The sequence below is a fragment of the Streptomyces sp. NPDC053431 genome (assembly GCF_044544925.1).
In the GTDB taxonomy this organism is placed as follows: Bacteria; Actinomycetota; Actinomycetes; order Streptomycetales; family Streptomycetaceae; genus Streptomyces.
Genome location: NZ_JBITXX010000003.1, coordinates 124,332 through 139,410, shown reverse-complemented (window position 1 = coordinate 139,410; position 15,079 = coordinate 124,332). Strand labels below are relative to the sequence as shown.

Sequence of the window (15,079 nt, the reverse complement as noted above, 5' to 3'; positions counted from 1 at the left end):
CCGGCCCCACCCGGCTAGTTGGTGCCGATCTTCGCGAGCAGGTCGACGATCCGGGCCTGCACCTCGGTGCTGGTGGACCGCTCGGCCAGGAAGAGCACGGTCTCGCCCGAGGCCAGCGTGGGCAGCTCGGCCTCGTCGAGGTCGGCCGAGGTGTAGACGACCAGCGGCGTGCGGTTCAACTGCCCGTTCGCGCGCAGCCAGTCGATGATCCCGGCCCGGCGGCGGCGCACCTGCATCAGGTCCATCACCACCAGGTTCGGGCGGATCTGCTGGGCCAGGGTGACGGCCTCCGTGTCGGTCGCCGCCCGGGCCACCACCATCCCGCGCCGTTCCAGGGTCGCCGCGAGCGCCCGCGCGATGTCGTCGTGCTCCTCGATGAGCAGCACCCGGGAGGGATGCTGCTCGCTGTCGCGCGGTGCGAGCGCCTTGAGCAGGACGGCCGGGTCGGCGCCGTACGCCGCCTCCCGGGTCGCCTGCCCGAGCCCCGCCGCGAGCAGCACCGGCACCTCGGCTGCGACGGCCGCCTGCCGCAGGGACTGCAGCGCGGTACGGGTGATGGGCCCGGTCAGCGGGTCGACGAAGAGCGCGGCCGGGAAGGCGGCGATCTGCGCGTCGACCTCCTCGCGGGAGTGCACGATCACCGGCCGGTAGCCCCGGTCGCTCAGCGCCTGCTGCGTGGCCACGTCCGGCGCGGGCCAGACGAGCAGCCGACGCGGGTTGTCCAGCGGCTCCGGGGGGAGTTCGTCGTCGACGGGCTGCGGCAGCGGCTGGTTCGACACCTCCACAGCACCGCCCGGACCGTCCAGCGGCTCCGGCCCCTCCGCCGATCCCTCGGCGGGCGCCCCTATGGCGTAGGCACGCCCCTCGGGCGCGGGCGTCGGCGCGAGCGTCGGCCCGAGCTTGGGCGCGGCCGGAACCTGCGTCGGCCCGGGAAGGGGGTGCGACAGGGCCGGGGACGGCGACGGGGCCGGCGACACGGTCGGCGACGGGGACGAGACGGGGGCCGCGGTCGGGGCCGCGGTGGGGGCCTGAGGCCGCGCCTCCTGCTGCGGATGAGCCTTGCCCACGGTCTCCGGCAGCGCGGGCCGGCCCTCCTCCGCGGGGTTGCCGAGCTTGCGCCGGCGCCCGGACGGAGCGACGGCGGTCCCGCCGGGCGGGGTCGCCGCGGCCGGGGGCTGGACGAAGGGCACGCCCTGACCGAGCGTCCGCACGCTGAAGGCACGCCCCTGAGCGCCCTCCTTGGGAGCCGGAGCCGGAGCCGCAGCTGGAGCAGGAGCAGGAGCAGGAGCAGGAGCGGTGGCGGAGGCGACCGCCGCCGGGGCCGGGGCAGGACCCCGGCCGATCGGAACCTCGGGCGGAAGGGGCACGGACCCGGTGCCGGTCCCACTGGTGGTGGGCGCGGGGGCCGGGGCGACGGGCGGCGTGGGCAGCGGGCGCGGCTGCGGCGGCGTGTGCTCGTCCTCCGGCAGCGCCCGTACGGCCTCGTGCCGCTCCTCGTGGTCGCGGTCGGCGTCGGCGGGCGGCAGCGCGAACGGCGTACGCGGTCCCGCCTCCGCCGCGGCGGCCCGTTCCTGCGCGGCGGCCAGCGCACGCCGCCGGCGCCCGGTGGGCTGCGACGCGGGCGCCTCCTCCGACGCGACGGCGGGCAGCGCGGGCGCGGACGCGGGCGCGAGCGCCGGGCCGGCGGCCTCGACCGGGACGCCCTGCGGCGGCACGGTGTCGCCGAGGCCGAGCGCGGGGCGCCCCTGCGCGCTTTCGGCGGCGGTCACGACGGAGCCCTCGGCGGGCCGGCCACGGCGCCGGCCGGTGCCGGTGGGGGCGCCGGCCCCCGCGCTCTGGGCGGGAATCAGCTCGGCCGGGGCTCCCGGCGCACCGGTGGACGGCGTGGCGTCCGTACGGCCACGGCGTCGGCCGGTCGGCTCGGGCACCGGGCCGCCCTCGGGCGCCAGCGGGCTCGCCAGGAACGCGTCCGTGGACGCCGCCCGCCGGGCCCGCCGCCGACCGCCGCCGTGGGTGCCGTTGGCACCGCCGAGGGCGACGCCGCCGAAGCTCGCGTCGGCGTGCGAGGCCTGCGCGGGAAGAGCGGGCCCGTCGCCGGCGCCGGACGCGGGCTGCGGGACGACGGGCTGCGGGACGACGGGCTGCTGGACAGCGGGCTGGGGGGATACGGACTGCGGGGATACGGGCTGCGGGACAGCGGACTGCGGAGGTACGGGCCGACCGGGCGCGGGCCGCGCCTGCGCGGCCGCAGCGGCGTCGGCCGGCAGCGAGAGGCCCGCCGCCGGGTCGACCGCCGACGGCCCGACGGGCGCTGACGGGATGGCGGATCCGGCGACCTGCGCCGGGTCCACCTGCGATGCGTCGGCCTGTGCCGGGTCGACCTGCGCACCCGACCCGGCCGGCGCGTGCCCACCGAGGCCGTGCCCACCGAGGCCGTGCCCACCAAGGCTGTGCCCGTCTTGGCCGTGCCCGACCTGGCTGTGCCCCTCCTGGCCGTGCCCGACGTGGGCGTTCCCCCCGAGGCTGTGCCCCTCCTGGCCGTGCCCGACCTGGGCGCTCCCCCCGAGGCTGTGCCCGTCCGGGGCGTGCGCGGGCAGCGCGTGCCCGCCGAGGCTGTGGCCGACCTGGCCCTGCCCGGGCAGCGCGTGCCCGTCCTGGCCGTGCCCGACCTGGGGGTTCCCGCCGACGCTGTGCCCGCCCTGGGCGTGCGCGGGCAGGGCGAGGCTGCCCTGGGTGTGGCCGGTCTCGGCGGTCACGTCCTGAGGGTGTCCGCCCTGGGTGTGGTGGTCGAGGGCGTCCGGCCCCGGCGCCGGCAGTGCGCGCCCCGCCCCCGCGGGCTCGAGGGCGAACTGGGCGCCGGCCTCCGGCCCGGATGTCGCGGGGGCCGGTGCCGGGGGCGGGGTGACCGTCCCCCGCCCGGCGCCGAGCGGGACCTCGACCACATACGCGCCGCCGGTCGTGCCCGGCACCTCGTGCGTCTGCACCACGCCGCCGTGGGCGGCGACGATTCCGCGGACGACCGGCTGGTGGACGGGGTCGCCGCCCGCGTACGGGCCGCGGACCTCGATCCGTACGACGTCACCGCGCTGGGCGGCCGCGACGACGATCGTGGAGTCGGTGTAGCCGCCGGACTGGGCGGCCTTGCTCTTGCCGGTCGCGTCGACGCCGGCGACGTCCGCGACGAGGTGCGAGAGCGCGGTGGTGAGCCGCGCGGGGTCGACCTCGGCCTCGATCGGCGGCGCGTGGACGGCGAACTGGGCCCGTCCCGGGCCGATCAGTTCGACGGACCCGTCGATGCCGGCGGTGACGACGGCGTCGAGCAGGACGACGTGCTTGTCGAGTTCCTCCGCGCCGGCGTCGAGCCGCTGGTAGCCGAGGACGTTGTCGACGAGGGTGGTCATCCGGGCGTAGCCGGCGGCGAGGTGGTGCAGGACCTGGTTGGCCTCGGGCCACAGCTGCCCGGCGTCGTCGGCGGCCAGCGTGCTCAGTTCGGCGCGCAGTTCGTCGAGGGGCCCGCGGAGCGACTCGTCGAGCACGGCGGTCAGCTGCTCGTGCCGGGCGGTGAGGGCGGCGAGCCGCTGCTTCCGCTCGGCGAGCTCGGTCTCGTACCGCTCCTTCTGCCGCTCCAGCTCGGCGGTGAGCTTCTCCGTGCGGTCGGCGAGCTCGGCGGCGTGCCGTTCCGAGAGCTCGGCGAGCTCGGCGGTGTGCCGGTCGGTGAGTTCGGCGAGCTCGGTGGCGTGGGCCTCGGCCTGCTGCTCGTACGGCCGGCGGTCGGTGAAGGTCATGACGGCGCCGACGAGCTGGTCCCCGTCCCGTACCGGCGCGGTGGTGAGGTCGACCGGGACGCGGTCGCCGTTCTTCGCCCAGAGCACCTGTCCCCGGACCCGGTGCTTGCGGCCGGACCGGAGGGTGTCGGCGAGCGGCGACTCCTCGTACGGGAAGGGCTCGCCGTCGGGGCGCTTGGGGAGGATCAGCTGGTGCAGCTCGGCGCCGCCGAGTTCGCCGGCGCGGTAGCCGAGGATCTGCGCGAAGGCGGGGTTCACGAGGACGACGCGGCCGTCGGTGTCCGTGCCGACGACGCCCTCGGAGGCGGCGCGCAGGATCATCTCGGTCTGCCGCTGGGAGCGGGCGAGTTCGGCCTCGGTGTCGAGGGTGCCGGTGAGGTCCCGGACGACGAGCATGAGGAGCTCGTCGCCGGTGTAGCCGCTGTACGAGTCGTAGGCCTCGCGCCCGTCCTCCAGGCTGGCGCTGGTGACCTCGACCGGGAACTCGCTGCCGTCGGTGCGGCGGGCCATCATCCGGGTGGGCCGGGTGCGGCCCCGGTCGTCGGTGCCCTCGGGGCGGCGCATCGAACCGGGGATGAGGCGCGAGTCGAAGTCCGGCAGGAGGTCGAGCAGCCCGCGTCCGACGAGCGCGGTGCCGGGGGTCTCGAACATGCCGAGGGCGATGGTGTTGGCGTTGACGACCGTGCCGTTGCAGTTCACGAGCACGAGGCCGTCGGGGAGCGCGTCGAGTATGGCTGCGAGGCGAGCAGCGCCTCGGGATGGCCTGCTGCTCACGAGACGCTTCCTCCCTGAACCCACTGCACTTGCCTGCAGCCCTTGCCTGGTGCCTAGTGGCCGGCGGGCCCCATCTTGCCCCTCGGGTCGCGGCCTGTCACGGAGGGAGTCTAAGGGAGGGAGAGGCTCCGCCTAGGGACACGGGGTGGAGGTTCCGTGCCCGGCACGGTGCCCGGCTCCGCCGCCCCGGCCGGCTGCCCGCCGCGTCCCTCGTCAGAGGGCGCGGGGTCCCTCGGTTCCTCGCCCGGCCGGGTGCTCAGCCCGTGACGCGGGGGAGCACGGGGCGCAGGTTCTCCCAGCGGCCGATCTCGCAGCCGTTGGCACGGGAGAAGCGGGCGTCGACGCCGCGTCCCTTCCAGTGGCCGGTGATGTGGGCGGTGGCCGGACCGCCGTACTGCTCCGTGCACATCTGGTCGGCGGGCACGGGCGCGAAGGGGTCGGCGCCGTCCTGGGCGAACTGCGCGAGCCGCTTGCAGGCGTTCTCGGCGGCGGGGTGGGTGCCGCCGGGGGTGCCGCCGCACCTCAGCTCGAAGGTCCCGTCGGCCTCGGCGTGCCCGCTCCGCTCGATGCTGACGGTGAGGGAGTCGGGGGTGGAGAGCAGCGGCAGCGGGGGAAGCGTCCCGAGCCCGAAGGCGGTGGTGGTGGCGGTGACCGCCGTGGCGGCCGCGGTGAGGCTCGCGAGAAGAAGGGGGCGCAGCATGACGTACTCCCGTTGTGGTGCGGCGCGTGAGGCGCGCGCGGGTGGTGGCGGGGCGCTGAGGGACGGCAGACCGTTCCCCCTTCACTAACGCTCCGGACTCCGCTCCGTTGCGCAATGTGGGATGCGCCGGGTGGAGGGGGCGCGGGCCGGGCGGCGGGCGACCGGGGATGGCCGGAGCCGACCGGCGCTGGGTCGGCGGAGGCCGGGCCGGCCCGGGGGCGACCGAAGCTGGGCTGGGGGCCTGGGCTTGGTGGCCGGGGCCGGGGCCGGGGCCGGGGCCGAAGGCCCGGGGTGGGCCGGGGGGCCGGGGCCGGTGGCGGGGCGCGCGGGCAGGGCGGGGCCTTTGCCCTGGGCCCCGGGGTCCTAGTACGGTGATAAGCGATTGGTGGCGCGGCGCTCGTCTGTGTCATCATCTGCACGCACCACTCGCGTACGCGCGCGGTGCGAAGGAGGCGTCGCCTAGTCCGGTCTATGGCGCCGCACTGCTAATGCGGTTTGGGTCTTAAAGCCCATCGAGGGTTCAAATCCCTCCGCCTCCGCCAGCCCGAAGCCCCGGTCGTCCCGACCGGGGCTTCGGTCGTTTCCGGGACCGCGTGACCCGCCCGCGACCCGCGACCACCACCTGAGCCCCATCCGGTGTGACCCCGGTCTCTTTTCCTCGATTCCGCCCGCGGAACGCCCGCCCCCGCACCCCCTCCCGCCCCGCTCCCATCGGCCACCCATGCGGCGTTTTCGCAGGTCACAAGGGGTGGGGTCAATGGATTTCACATGACGGCGGCAGTCATGTAATGTTCTTCCTGTCGCCGCGAGCGGGCCGAAAGGCCGGGGAGCGGAGGCGGAAAACAAAACAAGCACTCGTAGCTTAACGGATAGAGCATCTGACTACGGATCAGAAGGTTGCAGGTTCGAATCCTGCCGAGTGCACAGTGACAAGAGGCCCGGACGAGAGTCCGGGCCTCTTGCGTTATCGGGTTTGTACGGCAGCGAAGTACAGCAACCGTGCCGATCGCGATCAACCGGTGGTGGCCCCGCCCATCACGTCGGACAGCTTGCCGATCGCGGCCCGCACCTCCTCCTCCTCCTCCTCGCCTCGGGTAGACCTCCATCGTCACGGCGATCTGCGAGTGCCGCAGGATTCCCTGCGCCACCTTCGGGTGGACCTCGAGGGCGACCAGGAGTGAGCTGCACGTGCCGGGTGTTCAGGTGATCGTCGCGGTCGGCGGCGTCCGCGAGGACCTGATCTGCCTCGGCGCCGGACCACGGCTTGATGCGGCGCCGGCGCGGCTTGGGACCTTCCCGAGGGAGGCGTGCAGCGCCTCATGAACGCGGAGGCTTCCGAGGACGAGGTGGGCGACATCCTGGCCGACCTCGAACGAGGCTTGGTCTGTCCTCACATCAGCAACTACATCTTCTGGGACTTCGATCCGGAGCTGACGGCCGAGAAGATCGTCGACAGGGCACCGGCCTACAAGCCGATCGCCCTCTGAGGGCAGTGCGGTAAGACTCTCTCTGCTTCATCAAGGGCGCTTCCGCCGCGCACGGCGCGGCGTCGCGGGCCCGTCGCCCCGGCCCTGGGCTCCTGTCTCCGCCCCGCTCCAGCTGACGGGGCCCGTCGTGCTTCTGCCGGCCGGTTCGTGGTTGGGGTGGGGGCTGTCATCCCGCCTGCTGTCGACCCAGGCAAGCCATGGCAGGCCGGGCTTCTGGGGCTCAGGTCGTTCGTCGAGCAGGGCGCTCCACCTGGGGCCCAGAAGCCTGCCCCGCTGCTTGTGGTGGTGGCAGCGGGCCCGTGGCTGCGGTCACACGAGCCCAATGGCTGAAAGAACGGCCAGGAAGAGCGTCATGCTCACCGCGAACGCGCTGCCTCCATACAGGAAGGCCTCGGCGAGCGTCGCCCCGGTCGTGCTCACGAGGATGCCGGCGATCAGCGAGACGATGACGGCCAAGGATCCTGCCAGCAGGACGCAGAGGATCTTCGTGCTCTGCGGACGCTGTGCGGGCTGCGTAACCAATTCGGTCCCTCCGGATTGGAGGGTGCTTGGGCAAAAAAAGAACAGACCTCAGCCCAACCACCCAACGGGTGTTTTCAGGCTGAGATCTGCCGACGCTCAGTTCTCGAAGCTAAAGTAAGCGGCTGGAGGGGCGTTGGCCTGATAGGCCTCGCATCTCCTACACGGCACAGCGTCCCGTTTGCGTCGTTGGGACATCTGGTGGTTCCACGTTAGCAGAACCAGTCAACTCCTGTGCAGGCAAGGCAAGAAGAAGCGCGGTAAGGCGAGCCGGCTGCGTTTTGGCTAGCTCAGAAGCCGCTGCAAGTAGCTGCTGCTGACGGCCCCGAGGCCGTGGCCGTCTTCGGCGAGTCGTTGTCCACGGACACCGAGCATGTGGCGGTGCCTCCTGATCCGCTCAGGCTGATGAGCAGCGATCCGCCCTTCATGAAGCCCTTCGTCGTCAGGGTCTTCCGCCAGGGCAGCTTCTTGACGGTTTCGGATCTTGAGGAGATGCCGTCGTTGTTCCAGACGGAGTAGGCGATGGTTACGTCTCGGGCGTCGCCCGTGACTGCGTACTCCACGGTGACTTCCTTCGACACCTCGTTGGAGATGCCGGCGACGATGGCTGCGCACCCTCCTGCCACCAGCAGGACCAGAAGGAGAAGCACCCACGGCCACTTCCGCCGCTTCCTTCGTGGTGCTGCCGCTCCATAAGGCGCTCTACCCCCCGGTGGCGACTGCCAGCCTGCGCCGGGTTGAGGCTGCTGTGCACCCTGCCCCCGTGGCTGCTCAGACGGATCTGGACGGGGCTCCTGCCAGGATGGGGGTTCGCTCATCTCCTCAGGGTCCGACGACACCCTCAGGAGCGCGACTCCGCATCCGGGTCTTGGCGTCCGTTTGCATGAAGCGTCATGGATGCGTGGCGCCCGCGTCAGGCACCCGGGCCGAGTGCTCGCCTACCCGTGCCGTCTGATGCTCCGGGCCGGTGTTTGCTGGTCAGAAGCCGTCAGTGCTGGCGGTAGAGAAGGTTGCAGGTTCGAATCCTGCCGAGTGCACAGTGACAAGAGGCCCGGACGAGAGTCCGGGCCTCTTGCGTTTGCGGGAGCGGGGGCGTTTCCAGGAGCTGGGCGCGGCGTGGGGGCGTGCTGCTTCCAGGTGGGGGCGCGGGCCTCAGGTTGACGTGCCTGAGGCGGAGTTGGAGGGGGACCGGGGTCCCCTCCCCTTCGTGACGTCGGCGGCGGGAGGTGTGGTGGCCGGTAGGGTCCGGCGCCATGCATGTCTGGTATGCCGCGTACGGGTCCAATACGGACGGCGCCCGCCTCGGGCGGTATCTGCTGCGGTGCCGGGACCGGGCCGCGCCCGTCGCGTCCCGGAGCGTCGTCCTCGACGGGGCCCTGTACTTCGCGACCGAGTCGCCCGTGTGGGGCGGCGGGCGCGGGTTCTATGATCCCGACGCGCCCGGCAGCGTGTTCGCGCGGGCGCATCTGATCACCGTCGGGCAGTTCTCCGACATCGCCGCCCAGGAGATGTACCGGGAGCCCGACGCCGACCTCGATCTGTCCTGGGCGGTGGCCCGCGGGCGGTTCGCGTTCGGGCCGGGGCGGTACGAGACGGTGGTCTGCGCCGGGGACCTCGACGGCGTGCCGCTGCTCGCCATCACCGCGCCCTGGGCGATGGGCGAGGTGGAGCCGCGGGTGCCGGCCGAGTCCTACGTGCGGCACATCGCCGTCGGGCTACGGGCTTCCGGAGCCTGGGACGCCGAGGAGATCGCCGGCTATCTCGCCCGGTGTCCCGGAGTCGTCGGCCACTGGAGCGCCGCCGACGTGCTCGCCCTCATCGGAGACCCCAGCTCCACACCTTCGGGTGAACCGGACTGATTTCCATGTCAGTTGAATATGCCCTCGGCCTAGCGTGCAGGTGGAGGTGATGCCGATGAACGCCATCGACATCGACGACTTCGTGTACGCCGCCACGGGAGCGCGGCTGCGGAGGTTGACCCTGCCGGACGGGACGCACTGGTTCCCCGCCGTCGACGTGGCCCGTCAGCTCGGCTACGCCAGTGCCCGGCAGGCCCTCCGGGCGTACGTCGGGCCCGCGCTGCACACGACCCTCGGGGAGCTTCCGGTCGACATCGCCCCGGCGACCGGGGCCAAGAGGCTCACGAAGTCGACGCGGATGGTCTGTCTGGAAGGGGTCGTGCAGCTCGTCAACGCGTCCTCCCGGGCCGAGGCCGCGCCGTTCAAGGAGTGGGTCGCCCAGGTCGTCGCCGACGTGCAGCGCGACGGGGCGCACCGGCTCGATCCCTCCCCCGTCCGCCCCACCGGTTTCCTCCTTCCGCAGCAGCTCCTCGACGTGCTCGTCCGCCTGGAGGAGAGCAGTCTCCGGCTCGACGAAGAGGGCTGTGAGCTGCTGCGCGAGGCCGGGCGCGACCTGCACCGGATCGCCGCCTCACTGGAGCGGCTCGCGCTCCCCACCCAGCGCTCCGGGTCCGCGACGCTCACCCCGCAGCAGCTCCTCGACTCCTGGTGCGAGCGGAACGTCGTCGAGAGCGCCGACGTCCACGCCGTCGCCGCCTACCTCGCTCCCGCCCTCGTCCGGGGCGGCGTCCGCTACCGCCTGGAGGACGTCGCCCGCCGCACCGGCCTCACCGCCGAACGCGTCCGCGACTGCGTCCGTGTGCTCGTCGAGCGCGGCTGCATACGGCACGCGGGCGGGGCGGCCGGAGCCGAGGGTGCCGCCGGGGCGGACGGCGCGGACGGCGCGGACGGTGCGGACGGTGCCGACGGGGGGCTGCTGTACGTGCTGCCCTGACCCCGGTCGATGTCAGTGGCCCGTACGACACTGGACGCATGGTGTGGCGGAGTGCCGGGATCTCGTGGCGGGGCGGCGTGCCCGCGCTCCGTTGGGAGGGCGGTCGGGTCAGCGCGCTCGCGTACGGGCGGGACATGGCCTTCCGGGCGGTCGGCGAGCGGCGCTGTCCCGGCGCGCGCGGCAACGCCTGCCCCCTGACCGCCGTCCTGCCGGGCCGCAGCACCGGTGGGCGGTGCCCCGAGTGCGCGCGGCTCGACCGGGCCCACTCCGTCGCCGCCGACACCGTGGCCGACGACCCCCGCACGTACCGGGTGTACCTCGCCTGGTTCGGGCCCGGCATGGTCAAGGTCGGGATCACCGCCGAGGAGCGCGGCGACGCCCGTCTCCTCGAACAGGGCGCCGTCGCCTTCAGCTGGCTCGGGCGCGGGCCGCTCATGGCCGCGCGGCGCACCGAGGAGGTGCTCCGGCACGCGCTCGCCGTGCCCGACCGCATCCCGTACGCCCGCAAGCGGGCCGTACGGCACGCCCTGCCGCCCGCCGCCGAACGAGCCGCCGAGGTCGCCGAGTTGTACGAGCGGGCCGTCGGCGTTCCCGCCTGGGCCGAGACCCTCCACGCGCTGCCCTGCCAGGTTCGTGATCACGTGGAGGTCTTCCGGCTGGAGGCGCTCGCCCAGCCCGGGCTCACGCCCTCCGCCCGCTCCTCCTCCGAGCTGGTCGCCACCGAGCTCGTTGTCACCGAGTGCGTCGACGGCGGGGTCCTCGCCGGGCGGCTGGTCGCCGCTGCCGGGCCCGACCTGCACCTCCTGGGCCCCGACGGGCGGCCCCTCGTCCTCGACACCCGGCTGCTCACGGGGTGGGAGCTGGTCGCCGCGCCGGCCGGTCACGCGGTCACCGTTCCCCTCGCCTCCGGCGTCGCCGCCCCCGCGACCGCCGACCCGTCCTCCGGCCGCGCGGACGGGCAGGAATCGCTGTTCTGAATGCCCGAGGGTGGCCGAGTGCCTGGGGGCCCGAGTGCCTGAGTGCCCAGTGCCTGGAGGCCCGAGTGGCTGAAGGCCTGAAGCGCTGAACCGTAAAGTCTTGGATCCCTTCCCGGGCCGTCCATGGACACCACAACCACCGCCCCCGCAGGGTGATCACATGACCCCGAGCCTCGTGGGCGGCCTCGAACCGCCCTACTACACCGCTGTCTTCACCTCGATCCGGCCCGACGACCCCGAGGGGTACGCCGAGACCAGCGCTCGTATGAACGAGCTCGTCCGGGACATCCCCGGCTTCCTCGGCTACGAGTCCGCCCGCACCCCCGGCGGCATCGGCATCACCGTCGCCTACTTCCGCGACCTGGAGGGGATCGCCGCCTGGCGGAGTCATCCCGAGCACCTGGCCGCCAAGGAGTACGGGCGCGAGCACTGGTACGACAGCTACCGCGTGCACATCGGCAAGGTCGAGCGGACCTATGGCCATGACCGGCACTGAGCACCCCGTCGGCCAGGCCCCCGCCGAAGCCGAGGCCCTGGCCATCCGTCGTTTCGCCCGGCGCCTCCGTCTCCCCGGCCTCGTCGACGTCCACACCCACTTCATGCCCCGCAACGTCCTCGACAAGGTGTGGGCCTACTTCGACTCCGCCGGCCCCCTCACGGGCGTCCCGTGGCCCATCACCTACCGCGAGGAGGAGGACCGCCGGGTCACGCTGCTCCGGGACTTCGGGGTGCGCGCGTTCACCTCGATGCTCTATCCGCACAAGGCGGGCATGGCGGAGTGGCTGGACGACTGGGCCGCCGACTTCGCCGCCCGCACCCCCGACTGCCTCCACACCGCCACCTTCTTCCCCGAGCCGGACGCCCCCTCCTACGTCCGCCGGGCCCTCGAACGAGGGGCCCGGGTCTTCAAGGTGCACCTCCAGGTCGGCGGCTTCGACCCGAACGATCCGCTGCTCGACGACGTGTGGGGGCTCCTGGAGGAGGCCGGCACGCCCGTCGTCGTGCATTGCGGGTCCGGGCCCGCGCCCGGCGCGTTCACCGGGCCCGGGCCGGTCGGGCGGCTGCTCGCCCGCCGGCCACGACTGCGGCTGATCGTCGCGCACATGGGCATGCCCGAGTACGGGGACTTCCTCGGCCTCGCGGAGCGGTACGAGGGCGTCCACCTCGACACCACCATGGCGTTCACCGACTTCAGCGAGCGCCTCGCGCCCTTCCCGGCCGAGGAGCTCAAGCGGCTCGAGGGGCTCGGCGACCGGATCCTGCTCGGCTCCGACTTCCCCAACATCCCCTATCCGTACGTCCACCAGCTCGACGCCCTCGAACGGCTCGGGCTCGGCGACGACTGGCTGCGGGCCGTCTGCCACGACAACGGGGCCCGGCTCTTCGGGCTCCCTCGGTAGGCGCGCGGGCCGTCGGGAGCCGGCGGCAGTGCGTCGGCAGTTCGGTGGCAGGGGAGTCGGGCGCCAGTGCGTCGGGAGTCCGGCGGGAGGGGAGTCGGGCGGCAGTGCGTCGGGAGTCCGGCGGGACCTCGCCGAGACCCTCGGGTCTCCGTCGGGTCTCCGGCGGGAAGTTCTCAGGGAATTCACAGCCAAGCGAAAGACACGTCTCAGGCGCCCCCGGGACCGTGACGCGTATGACTGCGACCACTCCCCGCTCGCGTACCGATCTGCTCCGGGCCGACGGCTCCGCCGTCCGCGTGCTCGTCGTCGACGACGAGGCCTCGCTCGCCGAGCTGCTCTCGATGGCCCTGCGCTACGAGGGCTGGCAGGTGCACAGCGCGGGCGACGGGGCCGGGGCGCTGCGGACCGCGCGCGACTTCCGTCCCGACGCCGTCGTGCTCGACATGATGCTGCCCGACATGGACGGGCTCTCCGTCCTGGGACGGTTGCGGCGCGAGCTGCCGGACGTCCCGGTGCTGTTCCTGACGGCGAAGGACGCCGTCGAGGACCGGATCGCGGGGCTCACGGCGGGCGGCGACGACTACGTCACCAAGCCGTTCAGCCTGGAGGAGGTGGTGGCCCGGCTGCGCGGTCTGATCCGCCGGTCCGGCGCCGCGCAGGCGCGCGCCGAGTCGCTGCTCACGGTCGGGGACCTCACCCTCGACGAGGACAGCCACGAGGTGACGCGGGGCGGCGACTCCATCCACCTGACCGCCACCGAGTTCGAGCTGCTGCGCTTCCTCATGCGCAACCCGCGCCGGGTGCTCAGCAAGGCGCAGATCCTCGACCGGGTCTGGTCGTACGACTTCGGCGGCCAGGCCAATGTCGTCGAGCTCTACATCTCGTACCTGCGGCGGAAGATCGACGCCGGACGCAGCCCGATGATCCACACCCGGCGCGGGGCCGGCTATCTGATCAAGCCGGGGGAGTAGTCGGCCGTGCGGTTCCCCGTGCGCCCGGGCGGGCGGCCCTGGTCGCTGCGGACCCGGCTGGTCGTCTCCGCCGTCGCGCTGATCGCCGTCGTCTGCGCGGTCATCGGCACGGTGACGACGATCGCCTTCCGGTCCTATCTGTACGACCAGGCCGACACGCGCCTGCGCGAGGTCGCCAACCGGGCCGCCGGCCCGCCGCCCGGGGCGTCCGTGCCGTCACCCTCGCCCGGCGGCCTCGACACGTCCCTGGCTTTCGTCATCGGGCCGGGCGCGCGGCTCGGGACGGTCGGCGCGCGGGTGGTCGAGGGGGTGGTGACGCAGGCCGACGTGTCCGTGCCGCCCGAGGACGGGGTGTACGGGCCCAGGTACCGGACGAAGATGCTCGACGCCGCCCAGAGCGCGGCCCTCGCCGGCGTCCCGCGCGACGGCGATCCGCACACGGTGTCGCTGCCGGGCGGCCTGGGCGACTACCGGGTGCAGTACGCGACCGGCCGGAACGGCGACTATCTCATCGGCCTCCCGCTGACCGAGGTCCAGGACGCCCTGTCCACCCTGGTCGTCGTCGAGTTGAGCGTCACCGGCGCCGGGCTCGTCGCCTCCGCGCTCGCCGGGACCGTGCTCGTGGGGGTCGCCCTGCGGCCGCTGCGCCGGGTCGCCACGACGGCCGCCCAGGTGTCCCGGCTGCCGCTGCACAGCGGCGAGGTGGCGCTCGACCACCGGGTGCCGGAGGCGCAGGTCGATCCGCGGACGGAGGTCGGGCAGGTCGGCGCGGCCATCAACCGCATGCTGGACCATGTGCACTCGGCGCTCGACGCGCGCCAGCAGAGCGAGACGCGGGTGCGGCAGTTCGTCGCGGACGCCAGCCATGAGCTGCGCACGCCGCTGGCGTCGATCCGGGGGTACGCGGAGCTGACCCGGCGCGGCCGCGAGGAGTGCGGGCCCGACACCCGGCACGCGCTCGGGCGCATCGAGTCCGAGGCGACCCGGATGACGGGGCTGGTGGAGGACCTGTTGCTGCTCGCGCGGCTCGACGCCGGACGGCCGCTCTCGTACGAGAGCACCGATCTCTGCCTGCTCGTGGTGGACGCCGTCTCGGACGCCCGCGCTGCCGGGCCCGGGCATCGCTGGCGGCTCGAACTCCCCGACGGCGGGGCCGCGGTGAAGGTGCCCGCGGACGGAGCGCGGCTGCATCAGGTGCTCGTCAATCTGCTGGCCAACGCCCGCACGCACACGCCGCCCGGCACGACCGTCACCGCCCGCGTCCGGACGGAGCCCGGCCACGCCGTCGTCGAGGTCGAGGACGACGGGCCCGGTATCCCGGCCGGGCTGCTGCCGTCCGTCTTCGAGCGCTTCGCCCGCGGGGACGCCTCGCGGTCCCGGCACACCGCCGGCACGGGGGCCGGGCACGCAGGCGGCGCGGGGGCCGGGCACTTCGGCGGCAACGGTTCCGGGCCCGCCGGCGACCCCGGCCATGGGCACGCCGGCAGCACCGGGCTCGGGCTCGCCATCGTCCGGGCCGTCACGCTCGCCCACGGCGGCGAGGTGAGCGTCGACAGCCGGCCCGGCCGCACCCTCTTCGCCGTACGCCTGCCCCGTCGTCGGTGACCACCGGGGAGCGCCCCGACGCGCCGGCCTACCGGTACCGGTAGGCCGGTACCGGCACGGCGCTGCCG

At 73.8% G+C, this 15,079-nt stretch carries 12 protein-coding genes, 2 tRNA genes and 1 pseudogene; 10 read left to right on the top strand and 5 right to left on the bottom strand.

What is annotated here, in order from left to right; genetic code table 11:
* Positions 1–14 precede the first annotated feature (14 nt).
* Positions 15–4,559, bottom strand: coding sequence for a PAS domain-containing protein (locus ACIGXE_RS10085; protein WP_399745420.1), 4,545 nt, complete (start codon positions 4,557–4,559; stop codon positions 15–17).
* A 256-nt stretch (positions 4,560–4,815) separates the two neighbouring features.
* Positions 4,816–5,259: an SSI family serine proteinase inhibitor gene (locus tag ACIGXE_RS10080; protein ID WP_399745418.1), complete on the bottom strand. Its 444-nt coding sequence runs from the start codon at positions 5,257–5,259 to the stop codon at positions 4,816–4,818.
* Between the two features lie 448 nt (positions 5,260–5,707).
* Here ACIGXE_RS10080 and ACIGXE_RS10075 point away from each other — a divergent pair.
* Positions 5,708–5,801, top strand: a tRNA-Ser gene (locus ACIGXE_RS10075).
* A 309-nt stretch (positions 5,802–6,110) separates the two neighbouring features.
* A tRNA-Arg gene (locus ACIGXE_RS10070) sits at positions 6,111–6,183 on the top strand.
* Positions 6,184–6,271: 88 nt separating this feature from the next.
* Here the strand turns inward: ACIGXE_RS10070 and ACIGXE_RS10065 are convergent.
* Positions 6,272–6,458: pseudogene (locus ACIGXE_RS10065) on the bottom strand (site-specific integrase); the annotation flags it as partial.
* 120 nt (positions 6,459–6,578) lie between these two features.
* On the opposite strand from ACIGXE_RS10065, the gene ACIGXE_RS10060 reads away from it, so the two are divergent.
* Positions 6,579–6,746, top strand: a complete 168-nt coding sequence (locus tag ACIGXE_RS10060; protein ID WP_399745416.1) for an e9imm peptide — start codon at positions 6,579–6,581, stop codon at positions 6,744–6,746.
* Between the two features lie 309 nt (positions 6,747–7,055).
* Here the strand turns inward: ACIGXE_RS10060 and ACIGXE_RS10055 are convergent, their stop codons facing one another.
* Positions 7,056–7,202, bottom strand: coding sequence for a hypothetical protein (locus tag ACIGXE_RS10055; RefSeq protein ID WP_399745414.1), 147 nt, complete (start codon positions 7,200–7,202; stop codon positions 7,056–7,058).
* Positions 7,203–7,555: 353 nt separating this feature from the next.
* The gene (locus ACIGXE_RS10050; RefSeq protein WP_399745412.1) at positions 7,556–7,915 is read right to left on the bottom strand and encodes a hypothetical protein; all 360 of its coding nucleotides are present in this window, start codon (positions 7,913–7,915) and stop codon (positions 7,556–7,558) included.
* 603 nt (positions 7,916–8,518) lie between these two features.
* Here ACIGXE_RS10050 and ACIGXE_RS10045 point away from each other — a divergent pair.
* From ACIGXE_RS10045 to ACIGXE_RS10015, 7 genes are all read left to right on the top strand, one after another.
* Positions 8,519–9,124, top strand: coding sequence for a histone deacetylase (locus tag ACIGXE_RS10045; protein WP_399745410.1), 606 nt, complete (start codon positions 8,519–8,521; stop codon positions 9,122–9,124).
* A 55-nt stretch (positions 9,125–9,179) separates the two neighbouring features.
* Positions 9,180–10,058 (top strand): Bro-N domain-containing protein, encoded by an 879-nt coding sequence (locus ACIGXE_RS10040; protein WP_399745408.1) that lies wholly within the window; start codon positions 9,180–9,182, stop codon positions 10,056–10,058.
* A gap of 38 nt (positions 10,059–10,096) precedes the next feature.
* A complete protein-coding gene (locus ACIGXE_RS10035; RefSeq protein WP_399745407.1) occupies positions 10,097–11,035 on the top strand; it encodes a DUF2797 domain-containing protein in 939 nt (312 codons plus the stop codon).
* A gap of 160 nt (positions 11,036–11,195) precedes the next feature.
* Complete coding sequence (locus ACIGXE_RS10030) at positions 11,196–11,531, top strand: antibiotic biosynthesis monooxygenase family protein (protein WP_399745405.1); 336 nt, start codon at positions 11,196–11,198, stop codon at positions 11,529–11,531.
* Entirely contained in the window at positions 11,518–12,435 is a 918-nt protein-coding gene (locus ACIGXE_RS10025) for an amidohydrolase family protein (protein ID WP_399745403.1), read from the top strand. The genes ACIGXE_RS10030 and ACIGXE_RS10025 overlap by 14 nt, the downstream gene beginning before the upstream one ends.
* Positions 12,436–12,668: 233 nt before the next feature.
* Positions 12,669–13,406, top strand: a complete 738-nt coding sequence (locus ACIGXE_RS10020) for a response regulator transcription factor (RefSeq protein WP_399745401.1) — start codon at positions 12,669–12,671, stop codon at positions 13,404–13,406.
* Positions 13,407–13,412: 6 nt separating this feature from the next.
* Entirely contained in the window at positions 13,413–15,011 is a 1,599-nt protein-coding gene (locus ACIGXE_RS10015) for a sensor histidine kinase (protein ID WP_399745399.1), read from the top strand.
* Positions 15,012–15,079: the final 68 nt, after the last annotated feature.